This window comes from Duganella sp. Dugasp78 (assembly GCF_059491455.1).
Window position 1 is genome coordinate 1,126,169 of the sequence record NZ_CP168506.1, and the last position, 18,565, is coordinate 1,144,733.

At 60.7% G+C, this 18,565-nt stretch carries 13 protein-coding genes, 2 tRNA genes and 3 rRNA genes; 12 read left to right on the forward strand and 6 right to left on the reverse strand.

What is annotated here, in order from left to right:
- Positions 1-3 precede the first annotated feature (3 nt).
- The 10 genes from ACEN9O_RS05070 to bluB are packed head-to-tail and all read left to right on the forward strand — an operon-like array spanning position 4 to position 9,247.
- The gene (locus ACEN9O_RS05070) at positions 4-1,026 is read left to right on the forward strand and encodes a FecCD family ABC transporter permease (protein WP_495616546.1); all 1,023 of its coding nucleotides are present in this window, start codon (positions 4-6) and stop codon (positions 1,024-1,026) included.
- Positions 1,026-1,799: an ABC transporter ATP-binding protein gene (locus ACEN9O_RS05075; protein WP_495616547.1), complete on the forward strand. Its 774-nt coding sequence runs from the start codon at positions 1,026-1,028 to the stop codon at positions 1,797-1,799. Before ACEN9O_RS05070 ends, ACEN9O_RS05075 begins: the two co-directional genes overlap by 1 nt.
- Complete coding sequence (gene cobO / locus ACEN9O_RS05080; protein ID WP_495616548.1) at positions 1,796-2,434, forward strand: cob(I)yrinic acid a,c-diamide adenosyltransferase; 639 nt, start codon at positions 1,796-1,798, stop codon at positions 2,432-2,434. The genes ACEN9O_RS05075 and cobO overlap by 4 nt, the downstream gene beginning before the upstream one ends.
- Positions 2,434-3,738 carry a cobyrinic acid a,c-diamide synthase CobB gene (locus ACEN9O_RS05085; RefSeq protein WP_495616549.1) on the forward strand — a complete coding sequence of 435 codons (1,305 nt, stop codon included), beginning with the start codon at positions 2,434-2,436 and terminating at the stop codon, positions 3,736-3,738. Before cobO ends, ACEN9O_RS05085 begins: the two co-directional genes overlap by 1 nt.
- A complete protein-coding gene (gene cobU, locus ACEN9O_RS05090) occupies positions 3,735-4,292 on the forward strand; it encodes a bifunctional adenosylcobinamide kinase/adenosylcobinamide-phosphate guanylyltransferase (RefSeq protein WP_495616550.1) in 558 nt (185 codons plus the stop codon). The genes ACEN9O_RS05085 and cobU overlap by 4 nt, the downstream gene beginning before the upstream one ends.
- On the forward strand, positions 4,286-5,248 hold the full coding sequence (gene cbiB / locus ACEN9O_RS05095) for an adenosylcobinamide-phosphate synthase CbiB (RefSeq protein WP_495616551.1): 963 nt from the start codon (positions 4,286-4,288) through the stop codon (positions 5,246-5,248). The genes cobU and cbiB overlap by 7 nt, the downstream gene beginning before the upstream one ends.
- Positions 5,241-6,230 (forward strand): threonine-phosphate decarboxylase CobD, encoded by a 990-nt coding sequence (gene cobD, locus ACEN9O_RS05100; protein ID WP_495616552.1) that lies wholly within the window; start codon positions 5,241-5,243, stop codon positions 6,228-6,230. The genes cbiB and cobD overlap by 8 nt, the downstream gene beginning before the upstream one ends.
- Positions 6,227-7,114: a cobalamin-binding protein gene (locus ACEN9O_RS05105; protein ID WP_495616553.1), complete on the forward strand. Its 888-nt coding sequence runs from the start codon at positions 6,227-6,229 to the stop codon at positions 7,112-7,114. Before cobD ends, ACEN9O_RS05105 begins: the two co-directional genes overlap by 4 nt.
- A 1-nt stretch (position 7,115) precedes the next feature.
- Entirely contained in the window at positions 7,116-8,582 is a 1,467-nt protein-coding gene (locus ACEN9O_RS05110) for a cobyric acid synthase (RefSeq protein ID WP_495616554.1), read from the forward strand.
- A complete protein-coding gene (bluB, locus tag ACEN9O_RS05115; RefSeq protein ID WP_495616555.1) occupies positions 8,579-9,247 on the forward strand; it encodes a 5,6-dimethylbenzimidazole synthase in 669 nt (222 codons plus the stop codon). The genes ACEN9O_RS05110 and bluB overlap by 4 nt, the downstream gene beginning before the upstream one ends.
- On the opposite strand, the gene ACEN9O_RS05120 is transcribed toward bluB, so the two are convergent.
- The gene (locus ACEN9O_RS05120; RefSeq protein WP_495616556.1) at positions 9,244-10,974 is read right to left on the reverse strand and encodes an alkaline phosphatase D family protein; all 1,731 of its coding nucleotides are present in this window, start codon (positions 10,972-10,974) and stop codon (positions 9,244-9,246) included. The genes bluB and ACEN9O_RS05120 overlap by 4 nt on opposite strands.
- 95 nt (positions 10,975-11,069) lie before the next feature.
- Between ACEN9O_RS05120 and ACEN9O_RS05125 the strand changes: the two genes are divergently transcribed.
- Both ACEN9O_RS05125 and ACEN9O_RS05130 read left to right on the forward strand, forming a co-directional pair.
- Complete coding sequence (locus ACEN9O_RS05125) at positions 11,070-12,473, forward strand: DHA2 family efflux MFS transporter permease subunit (protein WP_495616557.1); 1,404 nt, start codon at positions 11,070-11,072, stop codon at positions 12,471-12,473.
- A gap of 111 nt (positions 12,474-12,584) precedes the next feature.
- Positions 12,585-13,346, forward strand: coding sequence for a PEP-CTERM sorting domain-containing protein (locus ACEN9O_RS05130; protein ID WP_495616558.1), 762 nt, complete (start codon positions 12,585-12,587; stop codon positions 13,344-13,346).
- Between the two features lie 66 nt (positions 13,347-13,412).
- On the opposite strand, the gene rrf is transcribed toward ACEN9O_RS05130, so the two are convergent.
- The 5 genes from rrf to ACEN9O_RS05155 form a co-directional block, all read right to left on the reverse strand.
- Positions 13,413-13,525: ribosomal RNA gene (rrf, locus tag ACEN9O_RS05135) — 5S ribosomal RNA — on the reverse strand.
- A 127-nt stretch (positions 13,526-13,652) separates the two neighbouring features.
- A 23S ribosomal RNA gene (locus ACEN9O_RS05140) occupies positions 13,653-16,529 on the reverse strand.
- 216 nt (positions 16,530-16,745) lie between these two features.
- Positions 16,746-16,821 (reverse strand) — tRNA-Ala (locus ACEN9O_RS05145).
- 23 nt (positions 16,822-16,844) lie between these two features.
- A tRNA-Ile gene (locus ACEN9O_RS05150) sits at positions 16,845-16,921 on the reverse strand.
- Positions 16,922-16,997: 76 nt separating this feature from the next.
- Positions 16,998-18,526, reverse strand: a 16S ribosomal RNA gene (locus tag ACEN9O_RS05155).
- Together the 16S, 23S and 5S rRNA genes with 2 tRNA genes alongside form the textbook arrangement of a ribosomal RNA operon.
- Between the last annotated feature and the right edge of the window lie 39 nt (positions 18,527-18,565).

Here is an 18,565-nt window from a genome sequence, read left to right on the forward strand (position 1 = left end):
TGCATGCATTCTTTCTCCCGCAATCTGCGACAGCGTGCCGCCGTGACCTTGACGGGCCTGGTGCTGTTCACGTTTGCCAGTCTGATTTTTTCAGGCATGACCGGTTCGGTCTCGATTCCCCTTTCCGATATCCCCGCTGCGCTCAATGACCTGATGCATGGCCAAAGCCAGACGCTGGCCTCGACGCTGCTCGATCTGCGACTGAGCCGCGCGCTGACCGCCTTCGTCACCGGCGCCGCCCTGTCGCTGACGGGCGTGATGATGCAGGCGCTGCTGCGCAACCCGCTGGCCGACCCTTATGTGCTGGGCATTTCCGCCGGCGCCTCCGTCGGTGCCCTGGCCGCGATGCTGTTCGGTTGCGCCATCGGGATGGTCGACGCCTCGGCCTTCGGCGGCGCCATCGCCGTCGCGATGATGCTGTACTTGCTGGCCCGGCGCGACCTGCGCGGCGGCGCGGCGGCCGAAGGCGGCACCGCACTGCTGCTGTTGACCGGAGTGATCATGTCCTCCGCCTGTATGGCGCTGGTGACGCTGATGCTCTCTATCGCCCCCGAAAGCCGTTTGCGCAGCATGGTGTTCTGGATGATCGGCGACCTGGCCGGTGCGCCGATGCGTGCATTGCCCTGGATCGTGCTGGCCGGAGGCCTGGTGTTCGCCCTGCGCAGCGCCCGTTCCATGAACGTGATGGCGCTGCACGCCGAAGCCGCCGCCACGCTAGGCGTCCGCGTCGGCGCGCTGCGCAAGGGCCTGTTCTTCGCATCGGGCCTGTTGACCGCCAGCGCAGTCACCAGCGCGGGCAGCGTCGGCTTCGTCGGCCTGATCGTGCCGCACGCCTGCCGCTTCGCCGTCGGCGCCGATCACCGCGTGCTGATCCCTGCGGCCATGCTGGCTGGCGGCACCTTCCTGCTGCTGGCAGACACGCTGGCCCGCACCATCATCGCGCCGCAGCAGTTGCCAGTGGGCGTGCTGACGGCGCTGATCGGCGCGCCGGTCTTCCTGTATCAACTGCACCGGCTGCGTAAATAATGATCAACACCCATCAACTCTCGCTGAAAATCGGCGGCCGCCAGCTGATTACGGATCTGGACTGGCAAGTGCGCGAAGGCGAATGCTGGAGCGTCATCGGCCGCAACGGAGCGGGCAAGAGCACCCTGCTGAAGACCCTGGCCGGCCTGCGTGAGCCGGACGGCGGCTACGTCGCCATCCGCAAACGCGAACTGTCCGACTGGCCGCCGGCCGAACTGGCGCGTCAGCGCGCCTTCCTGGCGCAAAGCCGCAGCGACGCTTTCGCCTACAGCGTGATCGAAACCGTGCTGTCGGCTCGCCACCCCTATCACGGCAAGCGCTATTGGGAAGGCAGCGACGACCACGCCATCGCGCTGACATCGCTGGAGGCGATGGAAGTGGCCGACCTGGCCGAGCGCGACGTGCGCACGCTGTCCGGCGGCGAACGCCAGCGCGTGGCCATCGCCGCGATGCTGGCGCAGGACACACCACTGCTGCTGCTCGACGAACCGGCCAATGCGCTGGACCTGGCGCATCAGGTCAGCGTCATGGGGCTGCTGGCGCGCCTTTGCCGCGAGCAGGGCAAGACCGCCGTCATGATAGGACACGACCTGACGCTGGCGCACAGCGTCTCCACCCACGCGTTGCTGCTGATGGGCGATGGCCGCTGGCTGGCCGGCACCACGGAAGAGGTGATGCGGGCCGACCTCCTGGGCGATTACCTGGGCCACCCGATTGACATCATCCAACACGGAAAACGCAGCATCTTCATCCCCAAAGAGGACCTGGAATGACCCAACAGAATACCGGCGACATCGACGAACAAACCGCGGCGCTGAACGAGCGTCACCGCGTGCGCATGGAGCGCAAGAAGGCCATCATCGACGCCAAGATCGCCGCCGCCGACAAGCAGATCGGCATCATCATCGTCAACACCGGCAACGGCAAGGGCAAGAGCTCGAGCGGCTTCGGCATGGCGATACGCGCCATGGGCCACGGCATGAAGGTCGGCGTGGTGCAGTTCATCAAAGGCGCGATGCAGACTGGCGAGGAGCTGTTCCTGCGCCGCTTCCCGGAAGAGATCAGCTTCCACTCGATGGGGGAAGGCTATACCTGGGAAACCCAGAACCGCGAACGCGATATCGAAAAGGCGCAGCTGGCCTGGGAACAGGCGAAACGCTTCCTGGCCGATCCCGACATCGGCCTGGTGGTCTTCGACGAACTGAATATCGCCCTGAAGTACCGCTACCTGGACGTGGAGACGGTCATCAACGATCTGCTGGCCCGCCCGGCGATGCAGCACGTCGTCATCACCGGTCGCGGCGCTCCACCGGAGCTGATCGCCATCGCCGACACCGTCACCGAAATGGAAGTGGTGAAGCACGCCTTCAAGGCCGGCATCGGCGCGCAACTCGGCACCGAGTGGTAATGACTACGCATATCGAAGTAAAGGCCCTGCTGGTGGCCGCTGTCGCCTCCGGCCAGGGCAAGACCACGGTCACCGCCGCGCTGGCGCGCAAGCTGGCGCGCCAGGGCAAGCGCGTGCGCGTGTTCAAATGCGGCCCGGATTTCATCGATCCGATGCTGCTGGAACGCGCCAGCGGCGCGCCGGTGCGCTCGCTGGACCTGTGGATGGTCGGCCTTGATCTGTGCCGCAGCCAGCTGGCGCAGGCCGCCGCAGAAGCGGATGTCATCCTGATCGAAGGCGTCATGGGGCTATACGACGGTACGCCATCGTCGGCCGACCTGTCGCGCGAGTTCGGCGTGCCGGTGATGGCGGTGATCGACGCCGGCGCCATGGCGCAAACCGCCGGTGCGCTGGTACACGGCCTGCGCGACTACGGCCCGGTGGAAATGGCCGGCGTTATCGCCAACCGCGTTGCCAGTGAAGGCCACGCCAAAATGGTGGCAGCTTCGCTGCGCGACATTCCGCTGTTTGCGACCTTGCCACGCCAGGCCAAATCGCTGCCCGAGCGCCACCTCGGCCTGGTGCTGCCCGGCGAAGTCGGCGACATCGACCAACTACTCGACAATCTGGCGGACCAACTGGTGTTCGACGAAGCGGCCTGGGAACACCTGCGTTCTGTGCGCATCGAGATCCCGCCAGCAGCCGAGCCGCAGGCGCCGCTGCTCGCTGGCCGCACCATCGCCATCGCCCGCGATCCTGCTTTCATGTTTATCTATCCGGCCAACCTGGATACGCTGCGCCAGTTGGGCGCAACACTGAAATTCTTCTCGCCGCTGGCCGACGAAGCGATACCGGCCGAAACGGACGCCGTGTATCTGCCGGGCGGCTATCCGGAGCTGCACGCCGAGGCACTGTCGCAGGCCAGCGTGTGGCAGGCGTCGATCCGCGCGGCCCATGCAGCCGGCACGCCCATCGTCGCCGAATGCGGCGGCATGATGGCATTGGCCGACACCCTTGCCGACCAAGCCGGCGCGGCATGGGCAATGGCCAGCTTGCTGCCAGGCGCCGTGGCAATGCAGGCGCGCCTGGCAGGCCTCGGATCGCAAGGACTGCCAACGGAACAAGGCGTCCTGCGTGGCCACACATTCCACTACTCCAAGCTGGAGACAACCGTGGCGCCAGCGGCGTACACTATCAAGCATCCGTCGGCCGTTCAGGGTGAAGCCTGGTATCGCGTCGGCTCCCTGACGGCTTCTTATTTTCACGCTTATTTTCCATCCAACCCGGCGGCGGTTGCCGCCCTGTTTTCCAGGAGCGAAGCATGACACGTACACTAGTTCTGGGGGGCGCACGCTCCGGTAAAAGCGGATACGCCGATCGCCTGGCCATCGAGTCTGGCAAGGAAGTCGTTTATATCGCCACCGCCACCGCCGGCGACGCCGAAATGATGGCCCGTATCGCACATCACCGCGCCGGCCGGCCCAGCGAATGGATCACAGTCGAAGAGCCGCTGGCACTGGGCAACCAGCTGCTGCGCTGGTCCTCGCCGGACCGCCTGATCCTGGTCGACTGCCTGACGCTATGGCTCAGCAACCTGCTGTTCAGCAGTGGCGACACCTACCCGGACGTCGGCGAGATCACCCTGCCCGCGCTGTTCCACGAGCAGCAGGACATGCTGGCCAGCGCGCTGACCAAATGCACCAGCGACGTGGTGCTGGTATCGAACGAAGTCGGCATGGGCATCATGCCGTTCGGCGCGATCTCGCGTTGCTTCGTGGACGAACAGGGGCGCCTGAACCAGGCGATGGCCGCCATATGCGACCGCGCGGTATTCGTCGCCGCCGGCCTGCCGCTGGTCTTAAAAGGAACGCCGTGCTGACAGGCTTGAGTTTTGGCGTCATCGCCCTGCTGATGGTGGCGGGCGTGCTGCTCGACCTGATGCTGGGCGAAGCGCGCCGCTGGCATCCGTTGGTCGGCTTCGGCAACTTGGCGATGACGCTGGAGCGCCGCCTCAATCGCGGCGGCCTGCGCTTCTGGCGCGGCGCGCTGGCGTGGGTGCTGGCGGTTCTGCCGTTGACCGGCCTGGCCACGCTGCTGGTCCTGCTGCCAGGCGCGCACGGGGCGCTGCCGTGGATTGCGCACGCCGTCATGCTTTACTTCTGCCTCGGTCTGCGCAGCCTGCGCGACCACAACCTGCCCATCGCCGATGCGCTGGCGCAAAGCGATCTGCCCAACGCCCGCCTGCTGACCGCCCGCATCGTCAGCCGCGACACCACCAGCGCCAGCGAGGTCGAACTGACCAAGGCCAGCGCCGAATCCCTGCTTGAAAACGGCAACGACGCCGTCTTCGGCACGCTCTTCTGGTTCATCGTCGCAGGTGGCCCCGGCGCGGTGCTGTTCCGCATGGCGAACACGCTGGACGCGATGTGGGGCTACCGCACCGCGCGCCTGCTGCAATTCGGCTGCACCGCCGCCCGCATCGACGACGCACTTAACTACATCCCGGCGCGCCTCACCGCCCTCTCCTACGTGGTGCTGGCGCCCGGTCTCCAGGGCAAGCTGCGCGCCTGGCAGTGCTGGCGCACACAGGCCCCGGCCTGGAGCAGCCCGAACGCCGGACCAGTGATGTCCAGCGGCGCCGGTGCGCTCGGCGTGCAGCTGGGCGGCGCCGCCATCTACGACGGCGAAGTGGAAGAGAGACCGCCGTTAGGCGAAGGACAACCCGCCACCGGCGCCGATATCAGCCGCGCATGGCGCCTGGTCGCGCGCACCACGGCGCTGTGGCTGGCCATCGCCTGCACAGTCGCTGCATGGATGGAGATCGCGCATGCTTGAACACGGCGGCAATCTGCGCGACGCCGCGCGTCGCTTCGGCCGCGACGACTGGCTCGACCTTTCGACTGGCATCAACCCGCACTGGTATCCGGCGCCTGCGCTGCCGGGCAATGCGTGGCACCGGCTGCCAGAGGCCGATCCCGATCTGGCGCTGGCCGCAGCCGCCTTCTATGGCGCGCCGCTGATGCTGCCGGTCGCCGGCACGCAGGCCGCCATCCAGGCACTGCCCCGGTTGCGCAAGCCTTCACGCGTGACCGTCGCCGCGCCATCCTACGCGGAGCATGCGCACCACTGGAACGACCACGGACATACGCTGACGCAAACGCCATATGAGGCGCTGGACGCAGCGGTGACGAACAGCGACGTCATGGTCGTCTGCAATCCCAACAACCCGACCGGTGCCAGCGTGTCCGCCGCCCAGCTGCTGCAATGGGCGGACCAGCTGGCGGCACGCGGCGGCTGGCTGGTGGTCGACGAAGCCTTTGGCGACACGGCGCAGCACAACAGCGTGGCGGCGCACAGTGGCCGTCCAGGCTTGATCGTCCTGCGATCGGTTGGAAAATTCTTCGGACTGGCCGGCATCCGGCTGGGCTTTGTGGCCGCGCACCCGGACCTTTTGCGCGATCTGTCGGACCTGCTGGGGCCCTGGGCCGTCAGCGGCCCCGCACAACACATCGCCCTCGCCGCATTGCGCGACCAGGCCTGGCAGGCAAACACACTCCGGCAGCTACTGGCGAGCGGAGAACGCCTGCAAAAACTGCTGGCGGCACACGACATTCGCTCTACCGGCGCCGCCCTGTTCCAGTGGTGGGGAGAGGACCACGCGGAAGGCTTCTGGCAGCACATGGCGGAACGCGGTATCTGGGTGCGGCTGTTCAAACAGGCGGCACGCGGCATCCGCCTCGGCCTGCCGCCCGACGAAACGGGATGGCAGAGATTGGAGACAGCGCTAAAAGAATGGAACAACAAGGAATCCGCATGAACAAACTGACGATCAAACTCCTGGCAGGCCTGACGACATTGGCGATAGCCGCCACCGCCAGCGCCGCCATCTCGGTGCGCGACGACGACGGCAACGTCGTCACACTGCAAAAGCCTGCGCAGCGCATCATCGCCATGGCGCCGCATGTGACGGAGCTGCTGTACGCGGCCGGCGGCGGCGACAAGATCGTCGGTGCGGTCACCTACAGCGACTACCCGGAAGCGGCAAAAAAACTGCCACGCATCGGCGACAACCGTCAGGTCGACATGGAGCGCGTGATCGCCATGAAGCCGGACCTGATCGTCGTCTGGCTGCATGGCGCCTCCGAGCGCCAGATCGAAACGCTGCGCCAGCTGAACATCCCGATGTTCCACAGCGAGCCGACAAAACTGGACGGCATCGCCGACAACGTGCTGCGCCTCGGCCAGTTGATGGGCACCGAAAGCGTCGCGCAACCTGTGGCGGCCGAGATCCGCCAGCACTTCGCCGCACTGGCCAAACAGTATGGCAACCGTCCTCCGGTGCGGATGTTCTATCAGGTATGGGACAAGCCGCTCTACACCCTCAACGGCAGCTCCATCGTCAGCGACGCCATGCGCCTGTGCGGCGGCGTGAACATCTTCGCCGACCTGAAGGTGACGGCTCCGGTGGTCAGCAACGAAGCAGTACTGCAAGCCGACCCCGAAGCCATCTTCGGCACCAGCGAAAAGAACTACGGCGGCGTAGGCCTATGGCGTCCTTACACAATGATGAAGGCGGTCCGCAACGACAACCTGTTCACCCTCGACGGCGAACTGCTGAACCGCGCCGGCCCGCGCATGGTCGCCGGCACCACCGCCCTGTGCGAAAAACTGGAACTGGCGCGTCAGCACCGCAAGAATTGATATGAAATTCCCTTATTCGACCCTGATGGTTCAGGGCACCACCTCCGACGCCGGCAAGAGTACCGTCGTCGCCGCCCTGTGCCGGCTGCTCAAGCGCCAAGGCGTGCGCGTGGCGCCGTTCAAGCCGCAGAACATGGCGCTCAACAGCGCCGTCACGGCGGACGGCGGCGAGATCGGCCGCGCCCAGGCACTGCAAGCCATCGCCGCCGGCGTGGCACCGCATACCGACATGAATCCGGTGCTGCTCAAACCGTCGAGCGACATCGGTGCGCAAGTCATCATCCACGGCAAGGTACGCGCCGAGATGAACGCGCGCGACTACCATCAATACAAGACCGTGGCGATGCAGGCGGTGCTGGAATCGCACCAACGCCTGCTGGCGCAGTACGACAGCGTGGTTGTCGAAGGCGCGGGCAGCCCGGCGGAGATCAACCTGCGCGATCGCGACATCGCCAACATGGGCTTCGCCGAAAAAGTCGACTGCCCGGTGATACTGGTGGCGGACATCGACCGTGGCGGCGTGTTCGCGCACATTGTCGGCACGCTGTCCTGTCTGTCGGAGAGCGAACGCGCCCGCACTATCGGCTTCGTCATCAACCGCTTCCGTGGCGACATCAAGCTGCTGGAACCAGGACTGGAATGGCTGGAACAGCAAACCGGCAAGCCGGTACTGGCGGTGCTGCCTTATCTGCACGGCCTGTTCCTCGACGCCGAAGACGCAGTGCAGCCGGTACAAGCGTCGCGCGGCGCCTTCCGCGTCGTCGTCCCGAGCCTGCCGCGCATGAGCAACCACACTGATTTCGACGCCCTGCGCGCCCACCCGGACGTGGACCTGCACTTCGTGCGCCAAGGCGAACCGATACCTGCGGCCGACCTGATCATCCTCCCCGGCAGCAAGAACACACGCGGCGATCTCGATTGGCTGCGCGCGCAGGGATGGCCGGAGCAGATCGCCCGCCATCTGCGCTACGGCGGCAAGGTGATCGGCATCTGCGGCGGCTTCCAGATGCTGGGCCAGAGCGTGACCGATCCGCTGGGCATAGAGGGCAAGGCCGGCACGTCACCCGCACTCGGCCTGCTCGACATGAACACTGAAATGACCACCGACAAACGGCTGGTTCAGGTTCAGGGCGTGTGTGCCTTCGGCGAGGACACGGCCAGCGTCAGCGGCTATGAAATCCACATGGGCACCTCGACCGGCAGCGCGCTCGATACGCCGGCCTTCATCATCGACGGCCGGCCCGAAGGCGCGCTCTCGGCGGACGGCCAGATCCTCGGCACCTACCTGCACGGCCTGTTCGACACGCCACAAGCCAACAGCGCGCTGCTGCGCTGGGCCGGACTGCACACACAAAACACCGTAGACACCAGCGCACTGCGCGAGGCAAGCCTGGACCGCATAGCCGACGCCACCCAGCCGCTGCTGGATGCTTTGCTGGCTTTGCACGATAAGAGGTCATCCGCATGAGCGCCACCAGCCCGCACGCCTTCACTCCGGCCGAAATCGACGGCGTCTACCGCGCCATCCGCGAACGGCGGGACGTCCGCCATTTCAAACCAGGCCCATTGGAACCGGGACAGCTGGAACGCTTCATCAGCGCAGCCCACAACGGGCCCAGCGTCGGCCTGATGCAGCCATGGCGCTTCATCCGCATCACCAATCCCGCGTTGCGCGCGCAGATACACAAGCACGTGAACGAGGAACGCATCAAGACCGCCGAAGCGCTGGGCAAGCGCGCCGAGGAGTTCATGCAACTCAAAGTGGAAGGCATATTGGCTTGCGCCGAAGTGCTGGTGGTAGGCCTGATCGATAAGCGCGACCAATATGTGTTCGGCCGCCGTACCATGCCTGAAATGGACCTGGCCTCCGCCGCTTGCGCGTTGCAGAACTTCTGGCTGGCGGCGCGCGCGGAAGGCATCGGTGCAGGCTGGGTTTCGATGTTCGATCCACAGACCTTGCGCGACATCTGCGGCATGCCCGGTGGCAGCCAGCCGATCGCCGTGCTATGCGTCGGCCAGGTGGACGAGTTCTACACCGCACCGATGCTGGAACTCGAAAAATGGGACAAGCGCCGGCCGCTGTCCGATATCATGTTTGAAGACCGCTGGGACAATCCCGCAAGCGGCGCTTAAGCGCCGCCGCACTCCTCGATCTTGCGGTTGCCCGGTCCCGGCAAGGTGCGCAGGCTGCGCTCCGTCGCGGCCGTGAACTCGTGCTTGAAGACGGTGTCGACGAAGCGCCAGTCGCAGCGCACCTGCTCGTGGCTGGCGGTGACGATCATGTAACCGCGCTTGCTGGTTTGCGCATAGTACAGCGGCTCAATCAAATCCAGCATCATGCTTGCCACATCATCGGGATCGCGGTCGGGGTAAGCGCCCTCCATCCCTGGCGACGACACCGACGATGTCGCAAACTCCACTCCCACCTGGCGCCCTTGCGCATCGTGCAGGTCGCTGGCCCAGGCGTTATGCGTATCACCGGCCAGCACCACCATGTTCTTGCGATGGCGCTGCATCATGGCGAACACCAGCTCGCGGTCATTCTGATAGCCGTCCCATGAATCCATATAGCAGGGCAGCGTTGGCGCCGACAGCCACCGCTTTTCCCGGCCGGTGATGCAGGATGGGTCGGCGGCTGCGCGCTTCTTCAGCGCCGAATAGTCGGTGCAATTGCATTCGCCCATGGCGACGGCGGCCGGGTACTCCATGCGCGCCATCAGCACCTGCTGGCCCAGCATCTGCCAGCGCGCATTGGAGTCCTTGACCTGACGCTCCAGCCACGCCATCTGCTCGGCCCCCATCATCTGCCGGCGCGGCGAGCAGACATCATGCTTGTACTTCTCGATGTCGAAGCGCTTATGCTCGTCGTAGTAGGAGGACATCATCAGCTGCTGGTCGCGGCCGATCAGGCGCGTATCGAGCATATGCAGCGACACCACGCCGCCAAAGTCGAAGGAGCGGTAGATCTTCTCCGGCGCGGCCGGGTCGGGTGCGCGGATCGGCATCCACTCGTGGTAAGCGGTCATCGCCGCCATCTTGCGCAGCGTGAAGGGACCATACTCGGTGGCCTTGTGTTCGGCCGAGCCGTCACGCCACGTATCGTCGGCGAATTCGTGGTCGTCCCACACAGCGATGAACGGCATCGCCGCATGCACTGCCTGCAAATCGGGATCGGTGCGGTATTGTGCGTAGCGGCGGCGATAGTCCTCCAGCCGCAGCAGCAGTTCGCGCGGCTCGGACACGCGGCCCAGCGCCTCCGCATTGCCGCAGGCGTAGCCGGTGCTTTCGTATTCATAGATATAGTCGCCGATGTGCAGCGCCGCGTCGATATCATCCTGGCGCGCCGCATCGGCGTAGACATTGAAATACCCGGACGGATAATTCGAGCAGGAGAACACCGCCAGCCGGACCTGGCGCACATCAGTGCGCGGCAGCGTCTTGGTGCGTCCGACAGTCGACTTCACCGTGTCGACCGCGAACTGATAGTAGTAGACATGGCCCGGCAGCAGGCCCGCGGCGTCCACCTTGACGGTGTAGTCCTTTTGCGCCGACGTGATCACGCTGCCATTGGCGACCACCGCCTGCATGGCCGGATCGGTGGCCATCTGCCAGCGCACGGCGATGTCGCCGCTTTCGTCGCTGCGGCGCGGCGTCACGCGGGTCCACAGTATCACGCGGTCGCCGAGCGGATCGCCACTGGCCACGCCATGATCGAAACCGACTGCGGCGCCATCGGCGATGCTGGCTGCGGTGCTGCTGCAGCCGCTCAGGCCCGCACCAGCTCCAACGCCCAGCAAGGCGGTGGCCCCCATTTGACGGATAAAACCGCGACGACCAGGGAACAGCGACTTAGCGTCCATATCAACTCCATCGGCCATTTCGATGTGCGCCAACTTACGCCCGATTCATGACGCCCTTATGACCGCCCTGTGGCTTTTGTGTGACAATCGCGGGCATGAATACCTCCGCCGCCAAAAGCTACCTTCCGTGGGTGGTCGCTACTGCCTTGTTCATGGAGCAGCTGGACTCCACCATCGTCAACACGGCTATCCCCAGCATGGCGGCCAGCCTGCAAGTAACTCCCCTCAGTTTGAAAGCGGTCGTCACCAGCTACATTCTGAGCCTGGCGGTGTCGATCCCGATCAGTGGCTGGATGGCCGACCGCTTCGGCACCCGCCGCGTATTCATGAGCGCCGTGGCGATATTCACAGTGGCGTCGGTGCTGTGCGGGCTCTCCGTCAACTCGCCGATGCTGGTGGCGGCGCGGCTGCTGCAAGGTCTGGGCGCGGCGATGATGATGCCGGTCGGGCGCCTGACCATCGTTCGCACCTTCCCCAAAGCCGAGCTGCTGGCGGCGATGAACTTTGTGATTATCCCGGCGCTGATCGGCCCCCTGCTCGGCCCCACGGTCGGTGGCTTGATTGTGCACTGGCTGACGTGGCGGGACATCTTCTTCGTCAACGTGCCGGTTGGCGCGGTGGCGATCTGCCTTGCGCACCGCTACATGCCGGACTATCGCGGCGATGGTGCGCGGCCGTTGGACCTGATCGGTCTCGTTTTGTTCGGCACCGGCGTGGCGCTGTTGTCATGGCTGCTGGAGATTTTCGGCGAACACCGGATCGATATCACGTCCGCAACGGTGCTGCTGCTCATCGCTTGCAGCCTGCTGGCGGCCTATGTGTGGCACGCCAGGGACGCGGCGTTTCCCTTGCTGCGACTGGCGTTGTTCAAGATACGCACCTTCCGCGTGTCCGTGGCCGGCGGCTTCATCACGCGCATCGGCGTCGGCGGCCTGCCCTTCCTGCTGCCGCTGTTGTATCAACTGGGATTGGGACTGCCAGCATGGCAATCAGGCTTGCTGATGATGCCGTCCGCTGCTGCGGCCATGGGCATGAAGTTCATCTCGGTGCGGGTGCTGGGTCGCTTCGGTTACCGCCAGGTCCTGACCGTCAACACGGTGCTGATCGGATTGACCATCAGCCTGTATTCATTCGTCCAGCAGGGCACGCCGTTGTATATGATCGTGATGATCAGCCTGTGCCTGGGCTTCTTCAATTCGCTGCAATTCTCCGCCATGAACAGCATCGCCTATGCCGATGTCGATAGCGCCGATTCCAGCATGGCCAGTACGATGGCCAGCTCGATGCAGCAGCTGTCGATGAGCTTTGGCCTGGCGACAGGCTCGCTGATCACCGGCTGGTTCCTGGGCGACCTGCCCCAATCGAACCGTCTGGCACTCGCTGGCGCGCTGCATCACGCCTTCCTGACGCTGGCGGTGCTCACCATCCTGTCCTCGCTGACCTTCTGGTCCTTGCGCGTGGAGGATGGCGAGAGCATCAGCAAAGGCAGCTCCGCTTAACAACCTTGCTTGCGGCGGCGGATCATGATTCTCCACGGCGCCATCCAGGAGCGCGCCACTTAGCAACAATTTAATGTTATATTGTTATTTTATTACTCAATTGGAAATTGTATGAAACTTGCAAAATCGATGACACTAATCTGCGCAGCCTTGGCCGTTACCGCTAGCACATCGGCTTACGCACAGATTGAGAATAGCGCTTTCATTAAAAACTACGGCTACAAACTGGTTGATCTCGATGTGAACGACGGCATCACGCCCACCCTGACCGTCACGGCAGCGAACAGCCACGGTATCGCGGATCCATGCATGTGCGGCGTGATGGTCGGCAATTCCTACAGCGCCGCCAACCCGCCATACGTTGCCACGGCATCCAACTCTCATTATTCGCAAGTTTCAACCGGCGCAGACTCATCGCAGTACTACCTCTATGCGCAAGGATGGGCTGGCAGTTTCAGCGCCAGCACCGAAACCGTGTTGCACTTCTCGCTGTCTGCCAACACCAAACTGGTATTTTTCGGCACGGCCAGCGCATCTTGGAGTCGCGGCGCAACCGACACCGGCTCTAATCTGGTAGGCAACAGCGTGACCTTATCTAGCGGCACCGCGCCTGGCTCGCTCACGACAGTCGACTCCTACAGCCACATTCTGACGTCCGCTCCGCTGGCTCCATGGGGATCGTACTACAGCACCTACAATGAATATTTCGATGTGGAATATTCAAACACTGGCTCCAGCAACTTCAACGGTACGCTGGATATTCTCGTTAAGAACAATTCAACGATCACTTCAGTACCTGAACCCACCACTTACGCCATGTTGATGGCTGGCTTGCTGGTAGCCGGCGTTGCGGCACGCCGCCGTCGCAGCTAATTTCCCGCACTCCAAACGCAAAAAAGCCCCACCAAGATCACTTGGTGGGGCTTCTTTATATAACTAGCCTGACGATAACCTACTTTCACACTGGTTGCAGCACTATCATCGGCGCAGAGTTGTTTCACGGTCCTGTTCGGGATGGGAAGGGGTGGGACCAACTTGCTATGGTCATCAGGCATTGACTTGTACGAGCGACGCTTTCAGCGACGCTCCGAATCTGGAATCAGTAAGTAATGGGGTAATGAAGTTATATCAACGAACGTTACAACGCACTTCTCATTCACCATAACCTGCTAAGGTTATAGGGACAAGCCGTACGGGCAATTAGTATCAGTTAGCTTAATGCATTACTGCACTTCCACACCTGACCTATCAACGTCCTGGTCTCGAACGACCCTTCAAAGAGCTCAAGGCTCTGGGAAATCTCATCTTAAGGCAAGTTTCCCGCTTAGATGCTTTCAGCGGTTATCTCTTCCAGACTTAGCTACCCGGCAATGCCACTGGCGTGACAACCGGTACACCAGAGGTCTGTCCACTCCGGTCCTCTCGTACTAGGAGCAGCCCCCTTCAAATTTCCAACGCCCACGGCAGATAGGGACCAAACTGTCTCACGACGTTTTAAACCCAGCTCACGTACCACTTTAAATGGCGAACAGCCATACCCTTGGGACCGGCTACAGCCCCAGGATGTGATGAGCCGACATCGAGGTGCCAAACTCCCCCGTCGATATGAACTCTTGGGAGGAATCAGCCTGTTATCCCCAGAGTACCTTTTATCCGTTGAGCGATGGCCCTTCCATACAGAACCACCGGATCACTATGTCCTACTTTCGTACCTGCTCGACTTGTCAGTCTCGCAGTTAAGCACGCTTATGCCATTGCACTATCGTCACGATGTCCGACCGTAACTAGCGTACCTTCGAACTCCTCCGTTACACTTTAGGAGGAGACCGCCCCAGTCAAACTGCCTACCATGCACTGTCCCCGACCCGGATAACGGGCCAAGGTTAGAACCTCAAATGAACCAGGGTGGTATTTCAAGGATGGCTCCACGAGAACTGGCGTCCCCGCTTCAAAGCCTCCCACCTATCCTACACAGATTGATTCAAAGTCCAATGCAAAGCTACAGTAAAGGTTCATGGGGTCTTTCCGTCTAGCCGCGGGTAGATTGCATCATCACAAACACTTCAACTTCGCTGAGTCTCGGGAGGAGACAGTGTGGCCATCGTTACGCCATTCGTGCAGGTCGGAACTTACCCGACAAGGAATTTCGCTACCTTAGGACCGTTATAGTTACGGCCGCCGTTTACTGGGACTTCAATCAAGAGCTTGCACCCCATCATTTAATCTTCCAGCACCGGGCAGGCGTCACACCCTATACGTCCACTTTCGTGTTTGCAGAGTGCTGTGTTTTTATTAAACAGTCGCAGCCACCAGTTTATTGCAACCCGTTCGCCCTACTGAAGTAAATCAGCCAAGCTACAAGGGCGTACCTTTTCCCGAAGTTACGGTACCAATTTGCCGAGTTCCTTCTCCCGAGTTCTCTCAAGCGCCTTAGAATACTCATCTCGCCCACCTGTGTCGGTTTGCGGTACGGTCTCGTATGACTGAAGCTTAGAGGCTTTTCTTGGAACCACTTCCGATTGCTTCAGCACCTAAGTGCCTCGTCCCAGTCCCTTGAATTACGTGCCCGGATTTGCCTAAGCACCTTCTATGAACCAGAAACTGACTATTCCAACAGTCAGACAACCTTCCGCGATCCGTCCCCCCATCGCATCATACGACGGTGCAGGAATATTAACCTGCTTCCCATCAGCTACGCATCTCTGCCTCGCCTTAGGGGCCGACTCACCCTGCTCCGATGAACGTTGAACAGGAAACCTTGGGCTTACGGCGTGGGGGCTTTTCACCCCCATTATCGCTACTCATGTCAGCATTCGCACTTCTGATACCTCCAGCATCCTTTACAAGACACCTTCGCAGGCTTACAGAACGCTCTCCTACCATATGCTTACTGCTAGATATCCGCAGCTTCGGTGACTGGCTTAGCCCCGTTACATCTTCCGCGCAGGACGACTCGATCAGTGAGCTATTACGCTTTCTTTAAATGATGGCTGCTTCTAAGCCAACATCCTGACTGTTTTAGCCTTCCCACTTCGTTTTCCACTTAGCCAATCTTTGGGACCTTAGCTGGCGGTCTGGGTTGTTTCCCTCTTGACGCCGGACGTTAGCACCCGACGTCTGTCTCCCAAGCTCGCACTCATCGGTATTCGGAGTTTGCAATGGTTTGGTAAGTCGCGATGACCCCCTAGCCATAACAGTGCTCTACCCCCGATGGTGATACTTGAGGCACTACCTAAATAGTTTTCGGAGAGAACCAGCTATTTCCAAGTTTGTTTAGCCTTTCACCCCTACCCACAGCTCATCCCCTAATTTTTCAACATTAGTGGGTTCGGACCTCCAGTGCGTGTTACCGCACCTTCATCCTGGCCATGAGTAGATCACTTGGTTTCGGGTCTACACCCAGCGACTATCGCCCTGTTCGGACTCGATTTCTCTACGGCTTCCCGATCTGGTTAACCTTGCCACTGAATGTAAGTCGCTGACCCATTATACAAAAGGTACGCAGTCACGGAACAAGTCCGCTCCTACTGTTTGTATGCACACGGTTTCAGGATCTATTTCACTCCCCTCCCGGGGTTCTTTTCGCCTTTCCCTCACGGTACTGGTTCACTATCGGTCGATTACGAGTATTTAGCCTTGGAGGATGGTCCCCCCATATTCAGACAGGATTTCTCGTGTCCCGCCCTACTTGTCGCACGCTTAGTTCCACACATCGCATTTCACATACGGGGCTATCACCCGCTATGGCTCCAATTTCCAGTGGATTCTGTTATGCGTCATGCTAAAACGTGCAGGCTCATCCCATTTCGCTCGCCACTACTTTGGGAATCTCGGTTGATTTCTTTTCCTGCAGCTACTTAGATGTTTCAGTTCGCCGCGTTCGCTTTGCATACCTATGTATTCAGTATGCAATGACCTAAAAGGCCGGGTTTCCCCATTCGGAAATCTGCGGATCAAAGCTTGTTTGCTAGCTCCCCGCAGCTTATCGCAAGCTACTACGTCCTTCATCGCCTGTAATCGCCAAGGCATCCACCATGTGCACTTATTCACTTGTCCCTATAACGTTAGCCCCTGCGACTAAACAAGGAGCGTTTATAGGAATAAGAAGTACTACGTTGTTGCGTTTGTTGATACATACAATCATTACCCACCCACGCAGTTCCCCGCATGGGTACATAAAAATTTACTTACTTCTTCCAGATTGTTAAAGAACGTACAGCACTTGATCTCTAAAAGATCAAATCTAAAGGCTTACCCTTACATTTGAACTCTTGGTGGAGGATGACGGGATCGAACCGACGACCCCCTGCTTGCAAAGCAGGTGCTCTCCCAGCTGAGCTAATCCCCCTGAGATTTACTACAGGCAGAAACTGGTAGGGCTGGTTGGACTCGAACCAACGACCCCCGCGTTATCAACACGGTGCTCTAACCAGCTGAGCTACAGCCCCAAATGCTGTTCTTTAATATTGACAGTCGATAAGTGTGAACGCTTGATGAGTAGTCCGAAGACCAGTGCTACTCTAGAAAGGAGGTGATCCAGCCGCACCTTCCGATACGGCTACCTTGTTACGACTTCACCCCAGTCACGAATCCTACCGTGGTAAGCGCCCTCCTTGCGGTTAAGCTACCTACTTCTGGTAAAACCCGCTCCCATGGTGTGACGGGCGGTGTGTACAAGACCCGGGAACGTATTCACCGCGACATGCTGATCCGCGATTACTAGCGATTCCAACTTCATGCAGTCGAGTTGCAGACTACAATCCGGACTACGATACACTTTCTGGGATTAGCTCCCCCTCGCGGGTTGGCGGCCCTCTGTATGTACCATTGTATGACGTGTGAAGCCCTACCCATAAGGGCCATGAGGACTTGACGTCATCCCCACCTTCCTCCGGTTTGTCACCGGCAGTCTCATTAGAGTGCCCTTTCGTAGCAACTAATGACAAGGGTTGCGCTCGTTGCGGGACTTAACCCAACATCTCACGACACGAGCTGACGACAGCCATGCAGCACCTGTGTACTGGTTCTCTTTCGAGCACTCCCCAATCTCTCAGGGATTCCAGCCATGTCAAGGGTAGGTAAGGTTTTTCGCGTTGCATCGAATTAATCCACATCATCCACCGCTTGTGCGGGTCCCCGTCAATTCCTTTGAGTTTTAATCTTGCGACCGTACTCCCCAGGCGGTCTACTTCACGCGTTAGCTGCGTTACCAAGTCAATTAAGACCCGACAACTAGTAGACATCGTTTAGGGCGTGGACTACCAGGGTATCTAATCCTGTTTGCTCCCCACGCTTTCGTGCATGAGCGTCAGTTTTGACCCAGGGGGCTGCCTTCGCCATCGGTGTTCCTCCACATATCTACGCATTTCACTGCTACACGTGGAATTCTACCCCCCTCTGCCAAACTCTAGCCTTGCAGTCTCCATCGCCATTCCCAGGTTGAGCCCGGGGATTTCACGACAGACTTACAAAACCGCCTGCGCACGCTTTACGCCCAGTAATTCCGATTAACGCTTGCACCCTACGTATTACCGCGGCTGCTGGCACGTAGTTAGCCGGTGCTTATTCTTCAGGTACCGTCATTAGCAAGGGATATTAGCCCCCACCGTTTCTTCCCTGACAAAAGAGCTTTACAACCCGAAGGCCTTCTTCACTCACGCGGCATTGCTGGATCAGGCTTGCGCCCATTGTCCAAAATTCCCCACTGCTGCCTCCCGTAGGAGTCTGGACCGTGTCTCAGTTCCAGTGTGGCTGGTCGTCCTCTCAGACCAGCTACTGATCGATGCCTTGGTAGGCTTTTACCCTACCAACTAGCTAATCAGATATCGGCCGCTCCAGGAGCACAAGGCCTTGCGGTCCCCTGCTTTCATCCTTAGATCGTATGCGGTATTAGCGTAACTTTCGCTACGTTATCCCCCACTCCAGGGTACGTTCCGATATATTACTCACCCGTTCGCCACTCGCCGCCAGGTTGCCCCGCGCTGCCGTTCGACTTGCATGTGTAAGGCATGCCGCCAGCGTTCAATCTGAGCCAGGATCAAACTCTTCAGTTTAATCTCTGTTTATTTGACACTTGCGTGTCACCGTCATTG

Coding starts and splice junctions, on each gene's coding strand:
- ACEN9O_RS05085 (WP_495616549.1), top strand. CDS start 2,434: ATGACTACGCATATCGAAGTAAAGGCCCTGCTGGTGGCCGCTGTCGCC.
- ACEN9O_RS05075 (WP_495616547.1), top strand. CDS start 1,026: ATGATCAACACCCATCAACTCTCGCTGAAAATCGGCGGCCGCCAGCTG.
- ACEN9O_RS05070 (WP_495616546.1), top strand. CDS start 4: ATGCATTCTTTCTCCCGCAATCTGCGACAGCGTGCCGCCGTGACCTTG.
- ACEN9O_RS05120 (WP_495616556.1), bottom strand. CDS start 10,974: ATGGACGCTAAGTCGCTGTTCCCTGGTCGTCGCGGTTTTATCCGTCAA.
- ACEN9O_RS05130 (WP_495616558.1), top strand. CDS start 12,585: ATGAAACTTGCAAAATCGATGACACTAATCTGCGCAGCCTTGGCCGTT.
- ACEN9O_RS05110 (WP_495616554.1), top strand. CDS start 7,116: ATGAAATTCCCTTATTCGACCCTGATGGTTCAGGGCACCACCTCCGAC.
- cobO (WP_495616548.1), top strand. CDS start 1,796: ATGACCCAACAGAATACCGGCGACATCGACGAACAAACCGCGGCGCTG.
- ACEN9O_RS05125 (WP_495616557.1), top strand. CDS start 11,070: ATGAATACCTCCGCCGCCAAAAGCTACCTTCCGTGGGTGGTCGCTACT.
- bluB (WP_495616555.1), top strand. CDS start 8,579: ATGAGCGCCACCAGCCCGCACGCCTTCACTCCGGCCGAAATCGACGGC.
- cobD (WP_495616552.1), top strand. CDS start 5,241: ATGCTTGAACACGGCGGCAATCTGCGCGACGCCGCGCGTCGCTTCGGC.
- cobU (WP_495616550.1), top strand. CDS start 3,735: ATGACACGTACACTAGTTCTGGGGGGCGCACGCTCCGGTAAAAGCGGA.
- ACEN9O_RS05105 (WP_495616553.1), top strand. CDS start 6,227: ATGAACAAACTGACGATCAAACTCCTGGCAGGCCTGACGACATTGGCG.